This is a genomic window from Burkholderia sp. BCC0097 (assembly GCF_902832985.1).
GTDB lineage: Bacteria > Pseudomonadota > Gammaproteobacteria > Burkholderiales > Burkholderiaceae > Burkholderia > Burkholderia orbicola.
In genome coordinates, this window is the sequence record NZ_CADFDM010000004.1 from 802,683 (window position 1) to 823,093 (window position 20,411).

Here is a 20,411-nt window from a genome sequence, read left to right on the forward strand (position 1 = left end):
GCCGCTTGCTTACACCGGCGCCTCGCAGGGAATCGAGAACGTGAGGGTGGCGGGTGCGCCGTCGGCGAACACGTCGTGCGCGAACGTGCCGCCGTGCGCGAGGGCGACGCGCTGGCACAGCGCGAGCGTCCACGCGCTGCGTTTCGTGTCGCGCTCGCGCAGCATCTCGCGCCGCGCGAACGATTCGAACGCATGCGGCTGTGCGGGATCGACGAGCACGCCGGCATCCACGGTGCAGGAGGCGCGCGCGGTGAACTGCGCGCCGTCGCGCGTACAGGCGAACGCGACCCGGCTGCCCGCGGCGCTGGCCTCGACGGCCGTCGTCAGCAGGGTCCAGAGCGCCTGTGCGACGCGGTCGCGATCGACGGTGAGCGACGGCTCGCCGTCCGGCAGCGTCGTGTCGAGCGCGACCTGGCGTGCGTCGGCGAGCGCGAACCGCACGAGCGCGACCGTTTCGTCGAGCAGCGCGCGCAGTGCGAACGGCTGCGGCGCGAGCACGAGCGTGCGGGTTTCCGCGCGCGGCGCGTCGAGCACGCCATCGATCAGCGCGACCTGCTGGTCGATGCCCGTGCGGATGCCCGCTAGCGCGCGCTGGAGATTGGGATCGGCATTGGCGAGCTGGCGCTCGAGCACGTAGGCCCAGCTGTGCATCGCATTCAGCGGGCTGCGCAGGTCGTGCGACGCGGTGGAGAGCGCCTGGTCGCGCAGGAACAGCGCCGCCTGGGCGGCGTAGTGCGCTGCGCGTTCGCGCAGCAGGTCGGCGGCGGGATCGACGGAAATGGACGTCACGGAGCTGGCCTGTCGGAAGCGGTTGGCGTGGAAGTCACGCGAATCGCCATTATAGGGACGGTGGGCGTCACGCCGGCAGCGCGTCCTCGTCCTTTTTCCGTGCGTCGCCGTTCGGCAGCAACTGGCACGCGAGCAGGCCGGCGAGCATCAGCGCGCAGCCGACGAGCGCGCGCAGCGTCAGCGTTTCGCCGAGCGCGGCCCAGCCGGCGATCGCCGCGAACACGCCTTCCATGCTGAAGATCACGGCCGCGTGCGCGGGCGCCGCATCGCGTTGCGCGACGACCTGCAGCGTATAGCCGACCCCGACCGACAGCAGCCCGCCGTACAGCAGCGTCGGCAGCGCGCCGCGCAGCATCGCGACGCTGACCGGTTCGACCGCCAGGCCGACCGCGAGACACGCCACGCCGCACACGGCGAACTGCAGGAACGCGAGCACGAGCGGATCGTGGCGCTTCGCGAGATGGCCGACCGCCATCACGTGCGCGGCGATGATGACGGCGCCCGCGAGTTGGAACCAGTCGCCGTAGAGCACCGAGAAATGCTCGTCGATGCTGAGGAAATACAGGCCGATCGCTGCCAGCAACGCGCCGAACCACGTGCCCGCGCCGATCCGGTGACGCGCGAACATGCCCATCAGCGGCACGATCACGACGTACAGCGAGCTGATGAAGCCGGCGTTCGCGATCCGCGTGTATTGCAGGCCGACCTGCTGCAGCGAGATCGATACGGCGAGCAGCCCGCCGAGCGCGAGGCCCGGCAGCAGCAGCGCCGGTTCGCGCCGGATGGCCGCGAACTGCGCGCGCGACGCCGCATTCACCATCAGCAGCGGCACCAGCACGAGCGCGCCGAGCAGGAAGCGCAGCCCGGTGAACAGGAACGGCCCGATCACGTCGAGGCTCAGGCGTTGCGCGACGAAAGCGGAGCCCCAGATCGCGGCGGCGCCGAGCATCAGCAGGTTGGCGCGGAGGTGTTTGCGGGCGTCGGGCTTCATCGGCATTCGTCTGGAGATTACGGGCGGCGGGCCCGCCAGTTTACGCCGAGATTGCAAGGCTGTCGGCAAACCTGCGCAGCGCGGCGGCGGCCCGGGCGTCGCGTACGCGGGAATACAGCACGACCTGCGATTGCGGCAGCGGCGGCAACCCGAATTTCGCGCCGACGTCGACCAGCGTGCGCGGGGCGACGCGCCGCGCGAGCGGGCAGACGGCCAACCCGGCCGCGGCGGCCGCCGTGACCGCCGCGACCCCGCCGCCCGTGAAGCGCTCGCGCCACGGCAACCCCGCGCGATCGAGCGCGCGCAGCGCGGCGGCCCGCACCCCGCAGGGGCCGGCCAGCACGGCGAGCGGCAGCGGCTCGCCCGCGCGCGGCGCCCAGTCGGGCGCGGCGAGCCACGCCAGCGGCTCGGTGAACAGCGGCGTGGCGTCGTCGCGCGGTGGGTCCTCGCCGGGCTCGTGCCGGGCGATCACCGCGTCGAACCGCCGTTCGTCGTATTGCGGGAGCAGGCTCGTCGACGCCCCGAGATGCATTTCCAGCGACAGCCCCGGATCCTGCCGGTGCAGGCTCGTCAGCACGGCCGGCAGGTCGGGCACCGCGACGTGCTCGCTGACGCCGAGCGACAGGCGCACCGTGCCGGTCGAGATCGCGCCGAGCGCACGCTCGTGCGCGTCGAGCAGCGCACGGGCGGCCGGCAGGAAATTCTCGCCGTCGGCGGCCAGCTTGACGACGCGCGGCGTGCGCGCCAGCAGCGGCTTGCCGAGATGGGCTTCCAGCCGCTTCAGCTTCAGGCTGACGGCCGACTGCGTGGTGCCGAGCGCATCGGCGGCGCGCGTGAAGCTGGCGAGGTCGGCGACCAGCACGAACGCGCGGACGGCATCGAGATCGAGTACTTTCATTTCAAATGAAAATGAATGAAATATTCATCAATGACTGTTCATTATAGGTTGCCGCGCCTAACCTGACGCTGTGTTTTCGTTCTTCAACGTCACTCACCGACAGGAGCATGACCATGCCATTCACCCGTATCGCCTTACGCGAAGGCAAGCCGGCTGCCTACCGCAGAGCCCTCGTCGACGGCGTGCAACGCGCGCTGATCCAGACGTTCAACGTCCCGGAGGACGACATCTTCATGGTCGTGACCGAGCATACGGCCGAGAACTTCGTGTTCGGTCGCCACTACCTCGATATCGAACGCAGTGACGATCTCGTGATCATCCAGATCACCGCGAACAACACGCGCACGCTCGAGCAGAAGCGCTCGCTGTACCGAGCGATCGCCGATAACCTCGCGCAGCAGCCCGGCGTGCGGCAGGAAGACGTATTCATCGGTCTCGTCGAGGTGCTGAAGGAGAACTGGTCGTTCGGCAACGGCATCGCGCAATACGCCGTCTGACGTGCCGGCTTGACCTGCCACAGGGCGGCGGGGCCGGATCGACGCCAGCGCGTTTGGGCGGCGTGTACTATGGAAGCTGCTTCACGAGCGACGCCGGCGCGGTCGATGCGCCGGCGATCCTTCATGTGCAGGAGCCTCCATGTCGCGTGTGCTGGAAATCGTGTTGTCGTTGTCGCTGGAAGGGTTGCCGGTCAAGGGCGCAAGCCGCACTCGTGGCGCGCAGCGCGACTTCGGCGCCGAGCTCGTGCGTGCTTGGCGGATCTGTCCGCAGGTCCGGATGCGGCGCGGCCACGAGCGCGTGACGCTCGAGCCGTGCCAGATCGAGGAGGCCGAGCGGAGCCCGGGCGCGAGCTGGTGGACCTGGGTCGAATCGAACGCGCACGGCACGCGGGTCGTCGCGTCGCGCACCGAGACGTTCGCACCGGGCGTCACGCAGCGCGAACTGTTCGACGCGGAACACGCGGGCATCGTCGTCGCGACGCCGCTGCCGGTGCCCGCGACGGCTCGCGCGGCCGATGCCGACGCACCACCGGCCGCCGAAATCGACGGCGTTGCACCGGACACCGGCGACGCGCGGGCCCAGGCGTCGGCGCTGCGCCTCGTCAGCGAACGGCGGCGCGGGCGCTGGGCCGATGACAGCGGCGTCGTGGTCGAGATGACGCTCGACGACATCACGCTGCACTGCGGCGGCGAGCCGCCGCGCCGCCACGTCGAGCTGCGCCTGGCCGCGCCCGACTGGGAAACCGTGGCCGCGCGCACGGCGGCGCTACACGCGCTGTTTGCCGCGGCGCGCGAACTGAGCGGCGCGTGGCCGGCCTTCGTGCAACTGACGAGCGTGATCGACCGCGCCTGTGCGGGCGGGCCGGTGGCCGCCGTGCTGGTCAAGGCGCAGCCCGTCGACCTGACCGGCATCCGCACGCAGCGCGCCGCGCTGTTCGCGCTGTCCGGCGACGTCACCGCGCAATGGCTCGGCAACGAGTGCGGCGTGCTCGAGCGCGACGATCCCGAATTCGTGCACCAGATGCGCGTCGCGCTGCGCCGCCTGCGCACGCTGATGCGCTTCTTCCCGCGCTTCACCGACCGTCAATGGAAGGACACGCTCGGCGTCGACCTGCGCTGGCTCGCCAAGCTGCTCGGCACGGTGCGCGACTGGGACGTGTTCGCGACCGAGAGCCTGCCCGGGTTGATCGCGGCCGACGGCGGCGGCAGTGCGTGGGACGGCACGCTCGACGCGGCCCGCGCGCAGTCGATGGCCGCGCGCGTCGAGCTGCGGCAGGCGCTGCATTCGGCGCGCTATGCGCGGCTGACGCTCGGCTGGCTCGAATGGCTGAGCGCGCTCGCGCTGCCGGCTGCCGACGGTGACGACGCGCCGTCGCTGCGGCGTCACGCGACCAAGCGCGTGCGGCGGCTGTTCGGTCATCTCTACGGATCGCCGTCGCTCACGTCGCTCGACACGGCGGCACGCCACCAGGTGCGGATCGATGCGAAGCGGCTGCGCTACGCGCTCGAATTCTTCGCGTCGCTGGCGTCGCGCCGCACGCGCACCGAGACGGTCAAGACGCTGGCGCGCGTGCAGAGCGTGCTCGGCGAAGCGAACGACGCGATGGTCGCGCTGCACCATCTCGAGCAACTGGCGGCGCCGCCGTACCAGCTCGGTTTCGTGCGCGGTTACGGCGCCGCGCTCGAACAGCGGGCGGCGCGCGACGCCGAGACGCTGCTGGCCAGCCTGCGGCCGCCGAAGCTCGACGGCAAGCCACGCTGAGCGCCGCCCCTATAATGGCGGCCCGTTTCCCGCACGCATGCCGATGATGACCGACGTCCCGCCTTCTTCCTCGTCCGCCGAACCGCTCGAACTGGGCGGCGAGCTGTGGCTGCGCGCCGGCGAACAGACCCTCGGCGGCGCGACGCGCATCGCGCTGCTCGCGGCGATCGGCGACACCGGTTCGATCACGCGCGCGGCGAAGGCCGTCGGCCTCAGCTACAAGGCCGCGTGGGACGCGGTCGACACGATGAACAATCTCGCCGGCGAACCGCTCGTCGCGCGCTCGACGGGCGGCAAGGGCGGCGGCGGCACGACGCTGACGCCGCGCGCGACGTCGCTGATCGCCGCATTCCGCACGATCGAGCGCGAGCATCGCCGCTTCATCGAGGCCGCGAGCGCGGCCGTTGCCGGCTTCGACGTCGACTGGGCGCTGATCGGCCGGATCGGGATGAAGACGAGCGCGCGCAACCAGTTGTTCGGCAAGGTCGTGTCGCTCGTGCGCGGCACCGTCAACGACGAGGTGACGCTTGCGCTGCCGGGCGGGCAAGCCGTCGTCGCCGTGGTGACGCACGAAAGCGCCGAGGCGCTCGGGCTGCGGGAAGGCGCGGATGCGTGCGCGCTGGTGAAGGCGTCATGGGTCGTGCTCGCGGTCGACGATGGCGGGCCCGACCTGAAGGTGTCCGCACGGAACCGGCTGCACGGCAGCGTCGACGCCGTCGCGGCGGGCGCGGTGAACAGCGAGGTGACGCTGGCGCTCGACGGCGGCGGGACGCTGACGGCCGTCGTGACCAACGACAGCGTCGGTGCGTTGCAGCTCGCGGCCGGCCGGCGCGCGATTGCGCTGTTCAAGGCGTCGAGCGTGATTCTGGCGGTGACGGGCTGACCTGGCCGGCAGCGCGGCTCGCGTTGGCCGGCAGCCCTCGTGCGAGGCGGGGCGAAGCCGGTGCCGCACGCGTATGCATCGCACCGGCTTCGTTTCCGCTTGCAGCATGTGCCGCGACGCGGCGTCTCTCAGGCTCCAACGTGGCGGCCAGTGCCACGCTCACGACCACGGCGTCGCGCGCTCAGGTGACGCGCGTCGGCCACTCGGCGTGCGGCGGGCTCGCCTGCACGCGTCCTTCGCTCAACTGCACGACCTGGTCGCCGAACGCGGCGACGTCGTCGGGGTCGTGCGAGATCAGCACCATCGGGATGTCGAGCCGCGCCTGCAATTCGGCGAGCTCATGGCGCATGCGCTGGCGCATCGCGCCGTCGAGCGCCGCGAAGGGTTCGTCGAGCAGCAGGATGCGCGGCTGCGCGACCAGCGCGCGCGCGAGCGCCACGCGCTGCTTCTGCCCGCCCGACAGTTGCGACGGATATTGCCCCGCGAGCGATTCGAGGTCGAATGCGCGGAGCCAGTACGCGACCTCCGGCGGCACCGTCTTCGCGCGCGGGTTGCGCAGGCCGGACGTGAGCCCGAACGCGATGTTCTGCCGCACGTTCAGATGCGGAAACAGCGCGTAGTCCTGGAACAGGTACGCGACACGGCGTTCACGGGTCGGCACGTCGATGCGGCGCGCGGCGTCGAACAGCGGCTCGCCGTTCAGCGTGATCGTGCCTTCGTCGGGCGTCAGCAGCCCGGCGATCGCCTGCAGCGTCATGCTCTTGCCCGCGCCCGACGGCCCGAACAGCACGACGCGCTGCGTCGTCGCCGTGAACGACATGTCGAGCGTGAAGCGGCGCTCGGCGGTTGCGTAGGTCTTGCGGATGTCGACGACGAGGCTCATGCGGGCCTCCACCGAAGCGGGCGGGCTGCGGGACGGCACCGGCGATGCGGACAGGACAGGCGCTTCATGTCAGTTCGCTCCGCCGGGCGCGCGACGGCACGAGCCAGCCGGTCGCGAGCAGCACCAGCACGCAGGTGATCGACGTCACCAGCACGAGGAAGTTGGCCGTGTTGTCGTCGCCGGCCTGCACGGCCGCGTAGATCGCGACGGACAGCGTCTGCGTGCGGCCGGGCAGGTTGCCGGCGATCATCAGCGTCGCGCCGAATTCGCCGAGCGCGCGCGCGAACGCGAGCAGCGCGCCGGCGAGAATCCCGCGCGTGGCGAGCGGCAGCGTCACGCGGAAGAACACCGCGGCTTCACCGAGCCCGAGCGTGCGCGCGGCGCGCTCGAGATGCGGATCGACGCCCTCGAACGCTGCCCGCGCCGATTTCAGGATCAGCGGAAACGCGACGACCATCGACGCGATCACCGCACCTTGCCACGTGAACACCAGCTCGATACCGAACTTGTCGAGCCACGCGCCGAACACGCCGCGCCGGCCGAGCAGCACGAGCAGGTAATAGCCGAGCACCGTCGGCGGCAGCACGAGCGGCAGCGTCAGCACGGAATCGACCACGTCGCGCAGCGGCGAGCGCCAGCGTGCGAGCACGAACGCGGCCGCGACGCCGAGCACGATGTCGAGCGCGGTCGCCCAGCCGGCAACCTTCAGCGACAGCAGCAGCGGGACCCAGGCGTCTTGCATCGCGATAAGCTCACTTGGCGGGCTTGAAGCCGAACGTCGACAGCACGGCCTGGCCCTGCGGCGACGCGACGAAGTCGATGAACGACTGGGCCTGCGCGGCGTGGCGGCTGTCCTTGACCACGGCGATCGGGTAGGTGATGGCCGTCTGGGTCGGCACCGTCAGCGCGATTTTCACGCGGCCCGGCATGATCGCGGCGTCGGTGCCGAACACGAAGCCCGCGTCGACCTCGCCGCGCGCGACGTAGTCGAGGCTCTGGCGCACGTTGGCGGCCAGCACGCCCTTCGCGTTGACGGCATCCCACACGCCGGCCGCGCGCAGCGCACCTTCGGTGTAGCGGCCGACCGGCACCGAAGCCGGGTCGCCGTACGCGATGCGCTTCACGTCGGGCGCGGTCAGGTCGTTCAGCGACGTCGGCGCGGCCGCGCGGCTGTCGGCCGGCACGATCAGCACCAGCGAGTTCGCGGCGAAATCGCGGCGCGTGCCGGGCACGATCACCTTTTCGCTCACCGCGCGATCCATCGCTTTCTGGTCGGCCGACGCGAACACGTCGGCCGGCGCGCCCTTGGCGATCTGCTGCATCAGCACGTCCGATGCGCCGAAGTTGAACAGCACCCTGGTGTCCGGGTGCTGCTTCTCGTACGCGTCGCCGACGGCCTTGAATGCATTCGTCAGGCTGGCGGCAGCCGACACGACCAACTCGTCTGCGGCGGAAGCGGGCGCGCTGAACGCGAACCCGGTGGCAAGCGTGGCGATCGGCAGCAGGCGAAGCAGGGTGCGGCGAAGCGGACGGACGGTTGAGCGCATGGTGGATTCGTTTTGAACGGGAGGAAACCGTAATCGTAATATAGGGCGGGTTATAACGCTTGGCATACTGCGCATGTGAAGGTGCGCATGAAATGGTCGGACGTGGAAAGGGCGGCCGGGCAGGCCGTCACGCGTGAAGCGTAGGCGGCGCCGATTCGGTGCGCTGCAGCGAGGACGGCTGCGACGCGGGATGGTAGTTCGGGTTGGCCTTCCAGCGCGCGCGGACGAACGGGCGCTCGTGGCCCGACAGTTCCAGCGCGACCTTGGTGACCCAGCGGTGCGACGGCACCGTGAGGCCGTGCAGCGCCACGGTGACGAGCGCGAGGCTCGCGACGACCGCCGGCACCGACCAGCGGTGCGGCACCGCCCGCCACGAGCCGGCGATGAACGCGAGCGCGGCGATCGCCCCGACGATGCAGCCGGTAATCGATTCCGACGGCGAATGCGCGTCGAGCGCGACGCGCGACACGCCGACCGCGACGCCGGCCGCCAGTCCGAGCGCGATGCCGGCGATCCGCACCGGCGTGCGCGTGCGGATCAGCGCGAGGAAAATCGCGACCGGATACACCGACGTCGACAGCATCGCATGCCCGCTGAAGCCGGTGAAATCCCACGCGCGAATGCCGATGCCCCAGCCGAGGAACGCGATCTTCGTGAGCGCCACCACGCCGATCGCGGCCGCGAGCACGCCGAGCCACGCGGCCGCGCGCCGCCACGAGTAGCCGAGCGCGAGCCAGACGGCAATCGTGATCGCGAGCGGCAAGGTCAGCCCGGCGCCGCCGAACGCGGTGATCATGATCCACAGGTGAGAAGGCAGGTCGAACATCGGGAAGGGGACGAACGAAGGCGGGAGAATGCTTAAATCAACGCGCGAGCCGGGAAGAACGACTACAACGGATACAAGCGGCGAAGCCCCCAGTATAGCGCCGCGTCCGCATGAGGCCCGTTTTTGCGGCGCCGGCAACGATCGGCGTGCAGGAAAAATCCCGGAAACAATGTTATGGTGCATTGCACAAAGTCGAACGATGCATCCGTTGCGGCGCTCTTATGGCGCCCCTATTTTCCTGACTGCGAGCCCGATCGATGACCAAAAGTCTGACCAAAGTGTGGCTGGGCGGCATGAAACGCATGCTGTCCCCGACCGCCAAGCGCGCGGCGCGCGATGCCCAACGCATCACACGCGACGCACTCGAAGCCGCGGCCTCCGACCTGTCCCCGCCGCGCGAATCGCGCGTGCGGCCGCGCGCCGCCGCCTGGGCGGCCGGCGAGTGGACGCGGGGCGAACATCCGATGACGCCCGCGCTTGGCCGCCTCGTCCAGAATCTCGCGTACGGGCTCTACGTCCCGCCTGGCCGTCGGCGTGGCGCGATGCCGCTGGTCGTGATGCTGCACGGCTGCCAGCAGTCCGTCGACGAATTCGCGCAGGGCACGCGGATGAACCTGCTGGCCGACCAGCACGGTTTCGCGGTGCTGTATCCGGAACAGTCGCTGCGCGCGCATACGCACGGCTGCTGGCACTGGTATGAAGACACCGACCGCGCGGGGCGCGGCGAGGCGAACACGGTGGCGTCGCTGGTCGACGCGCTGGTTGACGAACACGGCTTCGACGCGTCGCGTGTTTACGTCGCGGGGCTGTCGGCTGGTGCGGGGCTTGCGGCGCTTCTTGCACTGCACCATCCGGACCGCTTCGCGGCGGTTGCGCTGCACTCGGGCCCCGCGCTCGGCGAGGCGAATTCCGGCATCACCGCGATGGACGTGATGCGGCGGGGCTTGAGGCAGAACCCGGCCGCGGCGGTCGATGCGCTGGTCGATACCGGCGCCTATCCGGGCATGCCCGCGCTGATCGTCCAGGGTGACGGCGATCATGTCGTCGCGCCGAAGAACGCCGATCAATTGACCGTGCAGTTCATGCGCCTGAACGGGCTCGCCGACAGCCGGGGCGCGCTGCGCGGCGGCGAGCGCGTCGAGACGCGCGAAACGGGCGCCCAGATTACCGACGTGTGCCGCGACGGCGAGCCGGTGGTGCGGCTGTGTCACGTAAAAGGGCTCGATCACGCGTGGGCCGGCGGCGACGAAGCCGTGCCGTTTCACGCGGCGGTCGGCCCCGACGCAAGCGCGATGATCTGGGCTTTTTTCGAAACCCGTCGCCGCACTGTGGCGACCGAACGACGCACCGTTTGATCGACGCTGGTCAAAGCCTAGGGTTTTCCCTATAATTCGGGAAAACCCTAGTCCAGAACCTTTGAATAGCGAGATCGATCATGTACCTGCTGAGCCACCTCTTCCTGATGCTCACCAAGAACGCTGACAAGGCCGCGAAAGAGCGCGCCGACGCGTATCTGGCCGAAGCCACCGATATCTACGACCTCGAATTCCGCATGCGCAAGATCGATCGCGACGCGGCAATGAACCGCCCGTATTCGATCGGCGCGCGCTAAGCGGCGCACGCGGGCCTGCCGGCCCGCCATTTCGATGAATCGCGCAAAAGGGCGCGTGCGGCATCATGCCGCACGCGTCCTTTTTGTATTTCCTGAGCCCTGAATCTGTGTCGCGTCAGACGACCGTCAGGCGCACCGGCACGTTGTTGCGCGTGGCGTTCGAATACGGGCACACGTGGTGCGCCTTGTCGACCAGCACTTGCGCGTCGTTCTTGTCGAGCCCCGGCAGCGACACGCGCAGCTCGATGTCGAGCCCGAAGCCGCCTGCGTCGTTCGGGCCGATGCCCACTTCCGCCGTGACTTGCGTATCGGCCGGCAGCGTCTGCTTGTTCTGGCCCGCGACGAATTTCATCGCACTCAGGAAACAGGCCGAGTAACCTGCGGCGAACAGTTGCTCCGGATTCGTGCCTTCCGCGCCCGTGCCACCGAGTTCACGCGGCGCGGCCAGTTTCACTTCCAGCTTGTGGTCGGCGGATACCGCGCGGCCGTCGCGGCCGCCCGTGCTCGTGGCGCTGGTCTTGTACAGAATGTTCATCGTGCAGCTCCTGTCGGGAAGAAGGGGGGAACAGCGGTCCGGTCAGACGGGATGTCGCCGGCCATGGGCAAAATATAGAGCACAAATCATTAGTGTGCAAATGAAATTTTGAAGAAAAACCCGGCAGCGCCGGGCAGGTCGGTTCGTGCCGGGCGTGTCAGCGTTCGTTGGCCACCGATAGCGCCTCGCGCAGCTGCTGGAGATCGGCGCGCAGCCTCATCAGGAATTCGGGTGTCTGTTGCATCGCGCAAAAGAGGTCGGCAGGCACCGAGCGCGCGCGATCCTTCAGCGCCCGGCCTTCCGGCGTCACGCGCACGTTGACGACGCGTTCGTCGGCCGCGCTGCGCACGCGCTCCACGTAGCCGAGCGCTTCCAGCCGCTTGAGCAGCGGCGTGACCGTGGCCGGATCGAGGTCGAGCCGCGCGGCGATGTCCTTCACGGCCATGTCGTCGCGCTCCCACAGCACGAGCATCGCGAGATATTGGGGATAGGTCAGCGACAGCTTGTCGAGCAGCGGCTTGTACGCCTTCGTCATCGCGTGCGAAGTCGAGTAAAGCGCGAAGCACAGTTGCTCGTCGAGCGTCTGGGGCAGCGGAGGCAGGCGGTCCATGGTTCGGGAGGCGCGGCAATGCGCGAACGATTTGTACGCAAATTATTTTGCGCGCAAAAGATCGGGTTGAACAGGGCCGACCAGAGGCGGTCGATACGAGAAAGGGGAGAGATCAGATGCGCGCCGGGGACGACCCGGCGCGGAAACTGCGTGACGGCCGGCGCCATGCGCCGGCCAGGAGACGATTCAGCGGCCCGACATCGTCGTCGTCGCGCCCGGTTCCTGCACACCGAAGCAGCCGCGATAGGTCGCGTAGAACGAGCAGTACAGCATCGTGACGATGATGATCGTCAGCGGCATCATGATCGTCAGCGCGTACGCGCCGGCGCCGAGCGCCTGCAGCAGCAGCGACAGCGCGAGCGACGTGCCGAGCGCGACGGCGAACCACAGCACGCCGTATACGGCGAACGCGCCGCGATTGCGCCAGCAGCTGACGACGCTGAAGAACAGCGCCTTCGCCGGCGGGACGTCATGCCATGCGACCAGGACCGGCGCGAACCAGAACAGCATCGCGACCGGCAGATAGAGCAGCGTCGCGAAGAACAGCGCGCCGAGCGTGCCTTGCGCGGCGAGCGTCTCGGGCGTCGTGTTCGTTTCGTCGGCCGCCCCCATCATCACGTGGAACAGCGCGCCGCCGTCGACGAACGACGAAGCGGCGAACACGAGCACCATCGCCGCGACGTAGATCACGCCGAGCACGAGCAGCCGCTGGGTCGCGACGGTGCCGTACGAGCGAAAGCCGTCGACGAGGATCGTCGGCATCACGGTCTTGCCGGCCACCGTGTCGCGGCACGCGGCCATGAAGCCGACCGCGATGCCGGGAATGAACACCAGCGGCAGCGCGGAGCCGATCACCGGCACCATCGACACCAGCGTAATCGCGAGCAGGTAGGTGAAGAACAGCGTGATGAACGCGAGCGGATTCCGGCGGAACAGCCAGATGCCTTGACGGAACCAGACATAGCCCGTTTTCGCGGGCACTTCGATCAGTTGCATGCGGTTTGGATCTCGGGAAGCGCGGGCGTATGCGCGATACGCTCACGCAGGATGCGTTCGAAATGGCCGGGGTCGTGCGGCTTGAGCATCTCGGCCGCGCGCGGCAGGTAGAAGTCGTACAGGCGCGACACCCAGAAGCGGTACGCGCCGGCGCGCAGCATGTCGCTCCAGTGGCGGCGCTCCTCGGCCGTGAACGGCCGCACGGTCTGGTACGCACGCAGCAGCGCATCGGCGCGCGCGACGTCGAGCACACCGGTCGCGAGGTCGACGCACCAGTCGTTGACGGTGACCGCGACGTCGAACAGCCACTTGTCGCAGCCCGCGAAATAGAAGTCGAAGAAGCCGCCGAGCCGCACGTCGTGACCGGTGCCGGGCGCCGCATGGGCGAACAGCACATTGTCGCGGAACAGGTCGCAATGGCACGGGCCGGCCGGCAGCGCCGCGTAGTCGTCCGACGCGAAGAAGCTGGCCTGATGCGCGAGCTCGCCTTCGAGCAGCGCGCGTTGCGCGTCCGTGATGAACGGCACGATCGCCGGCACGTTCTCCTGCCACCACGGCAGGCTGCGCAGGTTCGGCTGGTTGCGCGGATAGTCGCGGCCCGCGAGGTGCAGGCGCGCGAGCATCTGCCCGACTTCGATGCAGTGTTCGACCCCGGGTGCGAGTTCGGCCGCGCCGTCGAGTTTCGTGACGATTGCGGCCGGCTTGCCGTGCAGCTCGCCGAACAGCGCGCCGTCGTCGCGCGGGATCGGATCCGGCACCGGCACGCCGTGGGCGGCCAGGTGGCGCATCAGGTCGAGGTAGAACGGCAGTTGCTGCGCCGTGAGCTTTTCGAAGATCGTGAGGACGTATTCGCCGCGCGTCGTCGTCAGGAAGAAATTGCTGTTTTCGATACCGGACGGAATGCCGCGGAACGCAAGCACGTCGCCCAGTTCGTAGTGGCGCATCCATTGCGCGAGATCGGAGTCGGAAACAGCGGTGAAAACGGCCATGCGGGATGCGTCAGGTCAGGGTGTCGGCACGCGGGCGGCGTGCAGCGCGACAGCAGGTGAAGGGGCGGCGCGGCGCGGTTGGCGCGCCGCGCCACGGAATCAGTAGCGCAGGTTCAGCGACGGCAGGCGCGTGATCGGGATACCCGCGTCATGCGGCTTCGGCGACGTGTCGGGCGTGGAACTCATCTGGTAGCGCGTGCCGAAGTTCGACTTCACGTCGATCTCGACCGGCTTGCCGCGGTCGCGGTACTCGGTGACTTCGGTGCCGTTCTTGCTCTTTTCGTGGAAGCTCGGCGTACGGCGGATGTCGGCGAAGTCCACTTTCGACGTGACTTCGGCGCCCGGCCGGTTGATCTTGCGGAGATCGGGCAGGCCGGCGGCTTCGTTGGCCTCGGCCCGGGCCTGCGCGTCGGCGTCAGGCGTGCCGCCGGCGGCGTGAGCGACGCTGGCGGCGGCAAACGCGACGGCAGCGGCGACGAAAATGAGCGGCTTCATGATGAGTCTCCAGTGAACCCACCGATTTTAGCAAATACTGCGCGCCATCCGGCCCCTCCGTGCGCAGGGGCGGCCATAAAGGCGACCGGGTTCCGTGGTAATGTCGTCGGATCAGACGAGGTGATGAAAATGAAGAACGATTTGAGCCGCCGGCACCGTGTGCTGTCGCCCGAAAGCCCGTCGGTCGAGGCTTTCGACGATCCGATCGCCGCCGTCGCGCGGCTGTCCGCCATTTACGACACGAACACGGGCTTCCTGCGCGACGCGTTCGCGCGCTATCGGCGCCACGAAGCGATTACCGAGCACGTGCGCGCGTGCTATCCGTTCGTGCGGATCCGCACCGACGTCAACACGCACGTCGATTCGCGCCGCTCGTACGGCTTCGTCGCGGGCCCGGGCGTATTCGAGACGACGGTCACGCGCCCTGATCTCTTCGCGAACTACTACCGCGAGCAACTGCGCCTGCTGGCGAAGAACCATCATGTGAAGATCGAGATCGGCGTGTCGTCGCAGCCGATTCCGATCCATTTCGCGTTTCCGGAAGGCATCCATCTCGAGGGCGAGCTCGATCGCGACCGCCTGCTCGCGATGCGCGACATCTTCGATACGCCCGACCTGTCGTATCTCGACGACCGCATCGTCAACGGCACGTTCGAGCCTGCGCCGGGCGAGCCGCATCCGCTCGCGCTGTTCACGGCCGCGCGCGTCGACTTCTCGCTGCATCGGCTGCGCCACTACACGGCGACGTCGCCCACGCATTTCCAGAACTACGTGCTCTACACGAACTACCAGTTCTACATCGACGAGTTCGTGAAGCTGGGTCGCACGATGATGACGGAAAGCGACGATCCCGAGGTGCGGGCGTACCGCAGCGAGTACAGCGCGTTCGTCGAGCCGGGTGACGTCGTCACGTACAACGCGAACCTCGGCGGCGAGCCGGCCGAGGGCACCGCGCCGCCGCGCCTGCCGCAGATGCCCGCATATCACCTGAAGCGCGCGGACGGCAGCGGGATCACGATGGTCAACATCGGCGTCGGCCCGTCGAACGCGAAGACGATCACCGATCACATCGCGGTGCTGCGTCCGCACGCGTGGGTGATGCTCGGTCACTGCGCGGGGCTGCGCAACACGCAGCGCCTCGGCGACTACGTGCTCGCGCACGGTTACGTGCGGGAAGATCACGTGCTCGACGCCGACCTGCCGCTGTGGGTGCCGATCCCGGCGCTGGCCGAAGTGCAGCTCGCGCTCGAGCGCGGCGTGGCCGAGGTCACGCGGCTGGAGGGCGTGGAGCTGAAGCGCGTGATGCGCACGGGCACCGTCGCGAGCGTCGACAACCGCAACTGGGAGCTGCGCGACCATCGCGAGCCCGTGCAGCGGCTGTCGCAGAGCCGCGCGATCGCGCTCGACATGGAAAGCGCGACGATCGCCGCGAACGGTTTCCGCTTCCGGGTGCCGTACGGCACGCTGCTGTGCGTATCGGACAAGCCGCTGCACGGCGAGCTGAAGCTGCCGGGCATGGCCGACACGTTCTATCGCGGGCAGGTCGACCAGCATTTGCAGATCGGCGTGAAGGCGATGGAGATCCTGCGCACGAACGGGCTCGACAAGCTGCATAGCCGGAAGCTTCGGAGCTTCGCGGAAGTGGCGTTTCAGTAACACTGCTCGGGCAGCGGCACAGCCGCGCCTGCAACGACAAAGGCCGCACGCGAACACTCGTTCGCGTGCGGCCTTGTTCTTGATGCGTCAGTGCGCGGGCCGATCGGCGCGGCGCTCAGTGACTCAGCACTCGCCCTTCTTCGCGTGCCCCGGCGGGCAGTGATAGCCGCCATGCCCGTGATGACGCTCGCGATCTTCCCACTCGCGGCGTTCCCAGTAGCGTCGGCCGTCCCAGTAGCGGTCGCCGTGCCAGCCAACGATCACTGGCGCCGGTGCGACCACGACGGGGGCGGGGGCGACGACGACCGGCGCGGGCGTGCCGATGTTGACGTCGACGTTGACGGCGTGAGCGAGGCCGGACAGCGAAAGGCCGAGGCCGGCGAAAGCGAGGGCGATCAGCGAGCGTTGCATGTTCTTTTCCGTGGTGTGGTGATGAATGGGCCGACGCGACGCGATGGAAGCGAGGGGGACCGTTCCACCGGGGGAACGCCGCGCCGACACAATGCAGTGTGCTGCGGCACGGCGGAAAAGGCGAGTCGTGATTATTACGGAGGGTTGGCGGTGCGCCGGCGCGCGGCGAGCCACTCATTTGACAGTGGCGAGTCACCGGTGCGGCCGATCCCGCCGCATCGCTCGCGCCGACTGCGAGGATTTGACATTCGACCGCGTGCGGTGGCGAACGGGCATTAACAGCGCGTTACAAAGTCACGCCCGGCGGGGCCGCAGGATCGCGATGCCCGTTGTGCCCATTGCGTGAAGCACGACGGCCGGCCGTCGGGCCGGCTGTCGTCACTGACCGATTACAGATAGAACATCCGGTCTTCTTCCGGGCGCGGCGGATGGTCGTCCTCGTCCGAACCTTCTTCCTCGCCGCTGTCCTCGTAGAACGCGAGCACCGCGTCGAGCACCTGGTCGGGATCATCGATCACCTGCATCAGATCCATGTCTTCCGGATTGATCAGGCCCATGGGAATCAGTTGATCGCGGAACCATTGCAGCAGCCCCTGCCAGAACTCGCTGCCGACGAGGATGATCGGCACGAGGCGCGATTTCTTCGTCTGGATCAGCGTGAGCACTTCGGACAATTCGTCGAGCGTGCCGAAGCCGCCCGGCATCACGATCACCGCATCCGAGTTCTTCACGAACGTGACCTTGCGCGTGAAGAAGTGGCGGAAGCGCAGCGAGATGTCCTGGTAGTGGTTGCCGGCCTGCTCGTGCGGCAGCTCGATGTTCAGGCCGACCGACGGCGCCTTGCCGGCGTGCGCGCCCTTGTTCGCGGCTTCCATGATGCCGGGGCCGCCGCCGGAGATCACCGCGAAGCCGGCGTCCGACAGCTTGCGCGCGATCTGCACGGCCAGCTTGTAGTGCGGCGTGTCGGGTTTGAGGCGGGCAGAACCGTAGATGCTGACAGCCGGGCGGATCTCCGACAGGTACTCGGTCGCCTCGATAAACTCTGCCATAATCGTGAACATCTGCCACGATGCGCGCGCCTTCTTGGCCGTCGCGCGCTCTTGATCTGCGAGCGAACGCAGACTCGGAATCACTTTTCTCTTGTTCATAATGCCTGAAGAACGAAATCTGGAAGGTAAGACCCTGCTATTGGTTGACGGTTCGAGCTATCTGTATCGGGCTTACCATGCGATGCCTGATTTGCGTGGCCCTGGCGGGGAGCCGACCGGAGCGCTCTACGGAATCATCAACATGCTGCGCCGTATGCGCAAGGAAGTCAGTGCAGAGTATAGCGCTTGCGTGTTCGATGCAAAGGGCAAGACGTTCCGCGACGACCTTTATGCCGACTATAAGGCAAACCGTCCGTCGATGCCGCCCGATCTCGCATTGCAGGTCGAGCCGATCCACGGCGCGGTGCGCGCGCTCGGCTGGCCGCTGCTGATGGTCGAAGGCGTCGAGGCCGACGACGTGATCGGCACGCTCGCGCGCGAAGCGGAACGGCACGGGATGAACGTGATCGTGTCGACCGGCGACAAGGATCTCGCGCAACTCGTGACCGAGCGCGTCACGCTCGTCAACACGATGACCAACGAGACGCTCGACCGCGACGGCGTGATCGCGAAGTTCGGCGTGCCGCCGGAGCGCATCATCGACTATCTCGCGCTGATCGGCGACACCGTCGACAACGTGCCGGGCGTCGAGAAGTGCGGCCCGAAGACGGCCGTGAAATGGCTGACGCAATACGACACCCTCGACGGCGTGATCGAACACGCGGGCGACATCAAGGGCGTGGTCGGCGACAACCTGCGCCGTGCGCTCGACTTCCTGCCGCTCGGCCGCCAGCTCGTGACCGTCGATACGTCGTGCGATCTCACGCCGCATCTCGACTCGATCGAAGCGTCGCTCAAGAGCGACGGCGAGGCGCGCGACCTGCTGCGAGACATCTTCGCGCGCTACGGCTTCAAGACCTGGCTGCGCGAAGTCGACAGCGCGCCTGCGGAAGGCGGCGGCGCCGATGCGCCGGAAGGCGAGCCGGCGCCGGTGATCGCAGCCGACGTCGTGCGCGAATACGACACGATCCAGACCTGGGAACAGTTCGACGCGTGGTTCGCGAAGATCGACGCGGCCGCGCTGACCGCGTTCGACACCGAGACGACCGCGCTCGATCCGATGCTCGCGCGGCTCGTCGGCCTGTCGTTCTCGGTCGAGCCGGGCAAGGCGGCCTACCTGCCGGTCGCGCACCGCGGCCCTGACATGCCCGAGCAGCTTCCGCTCGACGAAGTGCTCGCGCGCCTGAAGCCGTGGCTCGAATCGGCCGATCGCAAGAAGGTCGGCCAGCATCTGAAGTACGACGCACAGGTGCTCGCGAATTACGACATCGCGCTGAACGGCATCGAGCACGACACGCTGCTCGAATCGTACGTGCTCGAATCGCACCGCACGCACGACATGGACAGCCTCGCGCTGCGTCATCTTGGCGTCAAGACGATCAAGTACGAGGACGTGGCCGGCAAGGGCGCGAAGCAGATCGGTTTCGACGAAGTGGCGCTCGCGCAGGCCGCCGAATACGCCGCCGAAGACGCCGACATCACGCTGCAGCTCCATCACGCGCTGTATCCGCAGGTCGCGCGTGAGCCGGGTCTCGAGCGCGTGTACCGCGAGATCGAGATGCCGGTGTCGCTCGTGCTGCGCAAGATGGAGCGCACCGGCGTGCTGATCGACGATGCACGCCTGCACGCGCAGAGCACCGAAATCGCGACGCGCCTGATCGAGCTCGAGGGCGAGGCGTACGAACTGGCGGGCGGCGAATTCAATCTCGGCTCGCCGAAGCAGATCGGGCAGATCTTCTTCGAGAAGCTGCAGTTGCCGGTCGTGAAGAAGACGCCGAGCGGCGCACCGTCGACCGACGAGGAAGTGCTGCAGAAGCTGGCCGAGGACTACCCGCTGCCGAAGCTGCTGCTCGAGCATCGCGGGTTGTCGAAGCTGAAGTCGACCTATACCGACAAGCTGCCGCGCATGGTGAACCCGACCACCGGCCGCGTGCACACGAACTATGCGCAGGCCGTCGCGGTCACGGGCCGCCTCGCGTCGAACGACCCCAATCTTCAGAACATTCCGGTGCGCACGGCCGAAGGGCGGCGCATCCGCGAGGCGTTCATCGCATCGCCGGGCCACCGGATCGTGTCGGCCGATTATTCGCAGATCGAACTGCGGATCATGGCGCACATCTCGGGCGACGCGTCGCTGCTGCGCGCGTTCTCGCATGGCGAGGACATCCACCGCGCGACGGCCGCCGAGGTGTTCGGCGTGACGCCGCTGGAGGTCAATTCCGATCAACGCCGGATCGCGAAGGTGATCAACTTCGGGCTCATCTACGGGATGAGCGCGTTCGGGCTCGCATCGAATCTCGGCATCACGCGCGACGCGGCGAAGCTCTATATCGACCGCTATTTCGCCCGCTATCCGGGCGTCGCGCAGTACATGGAAGATACGCGCGCGACCGCGAAGGAGAAGGGCTACGTCGAAACCGTTTTTGGCCGCCGTCTCTGGCTGCCAGAGATCAACGGCGGCAATGGTCCGCGCCGCCAGGCGGCCGAGCGCGCGGCCATCAATGCACCGATGCAGGGCACGGCGGCCGACCTGATCAAGCTGTCGATGATCGCGGTGGACGACTGGCTCACGCGCGACCAGCTCGCATCGCGAATGATCATGCAGGTGCACGATGAACTGGTGCTCGAGGTGCCCGAAGGCGAACTGTCGCTCGTGCGCGAGAAACTGCCGGAAATGATGTGCGGCGTCGCGAAGCTGAAGGTGCCGCTGGTCGCCGAAGTGGGTGCCGGCGCGAACTGGGAAGAGGCACACTGACGCACCCCCCCGGCGGCTCCCCCTGCCCGCGGCATATTGTTGCAGGGATGCTGAATATCGAGATGGTTTGCTTGTGGTCAACGCGCAAGCTCCCGGACAATGCATGTCAGTCATGTCATTGACGCGGG

General features: G+C 68.1%; 21 protein-coding genes. 7 read left to right on the forward strand and 14 right to left on the reverse strand.

Annotation, left to right across the window (positions count from 1 at the left end; genetic code table 11):
- Positions 1–9: 9 nt before the first annotated feature.
- From HWX07_RS17375 to HWX07_RS17385, 3 genes are all read right to left on the reverse strand, one after another.
- On the reverse strand, positions 10–789 hold the full coding sequence (locus HWX07_RS17375; RefSeq protein WP_175877086.1) for a HAMP domain-containing sensor histidine kinase: 780 nt from the start codon (positions 787–789) through the stop codon (positions 10–12).
- A 67-nt stretch (positions 790–856) separates the two neighbouring features.
- A complete protein-coding gene (locus HWX07_RS17380) occupies positions 857–1,780 on the reverse strand; it encodes a DMT family transporter (RefSeq protein WP_175877087.1) in 924 nt (307 codons plus the stop codon).
- Positions 1,781–1,820: 40 nt separating this feature from the next.
- Positions 1,821–2,678: a LysR family transcriptional regulator gene (locus tag HWX07_RS17385; protein ID WP_011548168.1), complete on the reverse strand. Its 858-nt coding sequence runs from the start codon at positions 2,676–2,678 to the stop codon at positions 1,821–1,823.
- Positions 2,679–2,791: 113 nt separating this feature from the next.
- Here HWX07_RS17385 and HWX07_RS17390 point away from each other — a divergent pair, with 113 nt between their 5' ends.
- From HWX07_RS17390 to HWX07_RS17400, 3 genes are all read left to right on the forward strand, one after another.
- Positions 2,792–3,175, forward strand: coding sequence for a tautomerase family protein (locus HWX07_RS17390; protein WP_011548167.1), 384 nt, complete (start codon positions 2,792–2,794; stop codon positions 3,173–3,175).
- A 139-nt stretch (positions 3,176–3,314) separates the two neighbouring features.
- Positions 3,315–4,937, forward strand: a complete 1,623-nt coding sequence (locus HWX07_RS17395; protein ID WP_175877088.1) for a CHAD domain-containing protein — start codon at positions 3,315–3,317, stop codon at positions 4,935–4,937.
- 46 nt (positions 4,938–4,983) lie between these two features.
- The gene (locus HWX07_RS17400) at positions 4,984–5,820 is read left to right on the forward strand and encodes a TOBE domain-containing protein (protein WP_175877123.1); all 837 of its coding nucleotides are present in this window, start codon (positions 4,984–4,986) and stop codon (positions 5,818–5,820) included.
- 181 nt (positions 5,821–6,001) lie between these two features.
- Here the strand turns inward: HWX07_RS17400 and HWX07_RS17405 are convergent, their stop codons facing one another.
- The 4 genes from HWX07_RS17405 to HWX07_RS17420 form a co-directional block, all read right to left on the reverse strand.
- Positions 6,002–6,703 (reverse strand): ATP-binding cassette domain-containing protein, encoded by a 702-nt coding sequence (locus HWX07_RS17405; RefSeq protein WP_175877089.1) that lies wholly within the window; start codon positions 6,701–6,703, stop codon positions 6,002–6,004.
- Between the two features lie 64 nt (positions 6,704–6,767).
- Positions 6,768–7,445 (reverse strand): molybdate ABC transporter permease subunit, encoded by a 678-nt coding sequence (gene modB / locus HWX07_RS17410; RefSeq protein ID WP_175877090.1) that lies wholly within the window; start codon positions 7,443–7,445, stop codon positions 6,768–6,770.
- Between the two features lie 10 nt (positions 7,446–7,455).
- Positions 7,456–8,250 (reverse strand): molybdate ABC transporter substrate-binding protein, encoded by a 795-nt coding sequence (gene modA, locus HWX07_RS17415; protein ID WP_175877091.1) that lies wholly within the window; start codon positions 8,248–8,250, stop codon positions 7,456–7,458.
- A 127-nt stretch (positions 8,251–8,377) separates the two neighbouring features.
- Positions 8,378–9,076 carry a phosphatase PAP2 family protein gene (locus HWX07_RS17420; protein WP_006479453.1) on the reverse strand — a complete coding sequence of 233 codons (699 nt, stop codon included), beginning with the start codon at positions 9,074–9,076 and terminating at the stop codon, positions 8,378–8,380.
- Between the two features lie 257 nt (positions 9,077–9,333).
- On the opposite strand from HWX07_RS17420, the gene HWX07_RS17425 reads away from it, so the two are divergent.
- On the forward strand, positions 9,334–10,431 hold the full coding sequence (locus HWX07_RS17425; RefSeq protein WP_175877092.1) for a PHB depolymerase family esterase: 1,098 nt from the start codon (positions 9,334–9,336) through the stop codon (positions 10,429–10,431).
- Positions 10,432–10,511: 80 nt separating this feature from the next.
- A complete protein-coding gene (locus tag HWX07_RS17430) occupies positions 10,512–10,688 on the forward strand; it encodes a DUF3563 family protein (protein WP_011548159.1) in 177 nt (58 codons plus the stop codon).
- 115 nt (positions 10,689–10,803) lie between these two features.
- Here HWX07_RS17430 and HWX07_RS17435 read toward each other — a convergent pair whose 3' ends face one another.
- The 5 genes from HWX07_RS17435 to HWX07_RS17455 all read right to left on the reverse strand — a co-directional run bounded on the left by HWX07_RS17435 (position 10,804) and on the right by HWX07_RS17455 (position 14,313).
- On the reverse strand, positions 10,804–11,223 hold the full coding sequence (locus HWX07_RS17435; protein WP_074803939.1) for an organic hydroperoxide resistance protein: 420 nt from the start codon (positions 11,221–11,223) through the stop codon (positions 10,804–10,806).
- Positions 11,224–11,380: 157 nt separating this feature from the next.
- Positions 11,381–11,833 (reverse strand): MarR family transcriptional regulator, encoded by a 453-nt coding sequence (locus HWX07_RS17440; RefSeq protein WP_175877093.1) that lies wholly within the window; start codon positions 11,831–11,833, stop codon positions 11,381–11,383.
- Between the two features lie 186 nt (positions 11,834–12,019).
- Positions 12,020–12,829: a BPSS1780 family membrane protein gene (locus HWX07_RS17445; protein WP_175877094.1), complete on the reverse strand. Its 810-nt coding sequence runs from the start codon at positions 12,827–12,829 to the stop codon at positions 12,020–12,022.
- Positions 12,820–13,818 carry a homoserine kinase gene (locus HWX07_RS17450; RefSeq protein WP_124632575.1) on the reverse strand — a complete coding sequence of 333 codons (999 nt, stop codon included), beginning with the start codon at positions 13,816–13,818 and terminating at the stop codon, positions 12,820–12,822. The genes HWX07_RS17445 and HWX07_RS17450 overlap by 10 nt, the downstream gene beginning before the upstream one ends.
- A 99-nt stretch (positions 13,819–13,917) precedes the next feature.
- Positions 13,918–14,313: a hypothetical protein gene (locus HWX07_RS17455; protein WP_006479446.1), complete on the reverse strand. Its 396-nt coding sequence runs from the start codon at positions 14,311–14,313 to the stop codon at positions 13,918–13,920.
- 129 nt (positions 14,314–14,442) lie between these two features.
- Between HWX07_RS17455 and HWX07_RS17460 the strand changes: the two genes are divergently transcribed.
- A complete protein-coding gene (locus HWX07_RS17460; protein ID WP_011548157.1) occupies positions 14,443–15,969 on the forward strand; it encodes an AMP nucleosidase in 1,527 nt (508 codons plus the stop codon).
- Between the two features lie 123 nt (positions 15,970–16,092).
- On the opposite strand, the gene HWX07_RS17465 is transcribed toward HWX07_RS17460, so the two are convergent.
- A complete protein-coding gene (locus tag HWX07_RS17465; protein ID WP_012338493.1) occupies positions 16,093–16,380 on the reverse strand; it encodes a hypothetical protein in 288 nt (95 codons plus the stop codon).
- Positions 16,381–16,769: 389 nt separating this feature from the next.
- Complete coding sequence (locus HWX07_RS17470; RefSeq protein WP_006479437.1) at positions 16,770–17,528, reverse strand: TIGR00730 family Rossman fold protein; 759 nt, start codon at positions 17,526–17,528, stop codon at positions 16,770–16,772.
- 1 nt (position 17,529) lies between these two features.
- Here HWX07_RS17470 and polA point away from each other — a divergent pair, with 1 nt between their 5' ends.
- Positions 17,530–20,283: a DNA polymerase I gene (gene polA, locus HWX07_RS17475; RefSeq protein ID WP_175877095.1), complete on the forward strand. Its 2,754-nt coding sequence runs from the start codon at positions 17,530–17,532 to the stop codon at positions 20,281–20,283.
- The last annotated feature ends 128 nt before the right edge of the window (positions 20,284–20,411 follow it).

Coding starts and splice junctions, on each gene's coding strand:
- HWX07_RS17380 (WP_175877087.1), bottom strand. CDS start 1,780: ATGAAGCCCGACGCCCGCAAACACCTCCGCGCCAACCTGCTGATGCTC.
- HWX07_RS17385 (WP_011548168.1), bottom strand. CDS start 2,678: ATGAAAGTACTCGATCTCGATGCCGTCCGCGCGTTCGTGCTGGTCGCC.
- HWX07_RS17390 (WP_011548167.1), top strand. CDS start 2,792: ATGCCATTCACCCGTATCGCCTTACGCGAAGGCAAGCCGGCTGCCTAC.
- HWX07_RS17395 (WP_175877088.1), top strand. CDS start 3,315: ATGTCGCGTGTGCTGGAAATCGTGTTGTCGTTGTCGCTGGAAGGGTTG.
- HWX07_RS17400 (WP_175877123.1), top strand. CDS start 4,984: ATGACCGACGTCCCGCCTTCTTCCTCGTCCGCCGAACCGCTCGAACTG.
- HWX07_RS17405 (WP_175877089.1), bottom strand. CDS start 6,703: ATGAGCCTCGTCGTCGACATCCGCAAGACCTACGCAACCGCCGAGCGC.
- modB (WP_175877090.1), bottom strand. CDS start 7,445: ATGCAAGACGCCTGGGTCCCGCTGCTGCTGTCGCTGAAGGTTGCCGGC.
- modA (WP_175877091.1), bottom strand. CDS start 8,250: ATGCGCTCAACCGTCCGTCCGCTTCGCCGCACCCTGCTTCGCCTGCTG.
- HWX07_RS17420 (WP_006479453.1), bottom strand. CDS start 9,076: ATGTTCGACCTGCCTTCTCACCTGTGGATCATGATCACCGCGTTCGGC.
- HWX07_RS17425 (WP_175877092.1), top strand. CDS start 9,334: ATGACCAAAAGTCTGACCAAAGTGTGGCTGGGCGGCATGAAACGCATG.
- HWX07_RS17430 (WP_011548159.1), top strand. CDS start 10,512: ATGTACCTGCTGAGCCACCTCTTCCTGATGCTCACCAAGAACGCTGAC.
- HWX07_RS17435 (WP_074803939.1), bottom strand. CDS start 11,223: ATGAACATTCTGTACAAGACCAGCGCCACGAGCACGGGCGGCCGCGAC.
- HWX07_RS17440 (WP_175877093.1), bottom strand. CDS start 11,833: ATGGACCGCCTGCCTCCGCTGCCCCAGACGCTCGACGAGCAACTGTGC.
- HWX07_RS17445 (WP_175877094.1), bottom strand. CDS start 12,829: ATGCAACTGATCGAAGTGCCCGCGAAAACGGGCTATGTCTGGTTCCGT.
- HWX07_RS17450 (WP_124632575.1), bottom strand. CDS start 13,818: ATGGCCGTTTTCACCGCTGTTTCCGACTCCGATCTCGCGCAATGGATG.
- HWX07_RS17455 (WP_006479446.1), bottom strand. CDS start 14,313: ATGAAGCCGCTCATTTTCGTCGCCGCTGCCGTCGCGTTTGCCGCCGCC.
- HWX07_RS17460 (WP_011548157.1), top strand. CDS start 14,443: ATGAAGAACGATTTGAGCCGCCGGCACCGTGTGCTGTCGCCCGAAAGC.
- HWX07_RS17465 (WP_012338493.1), bottom strand. CDS start 16,380: ATGCAACGCTCGCTGATCGCCCTCGCTTTCGCCGGCCTCGGCCTTTCG.
- HWX07_RS17470 (WP_006479437.1), bottom strand. CDS start 17,528: ATGAACAAGAGAAAAGTGATTCCGAGTCTGCGTTCGCTCGCAGATCAA.
- polA (WP_175877095.1), top strand. CDS start 17,530: ATGCCTGAAGAACGAAATCTGGAAGGTAAGACCCTGCTATTGGTTGAC.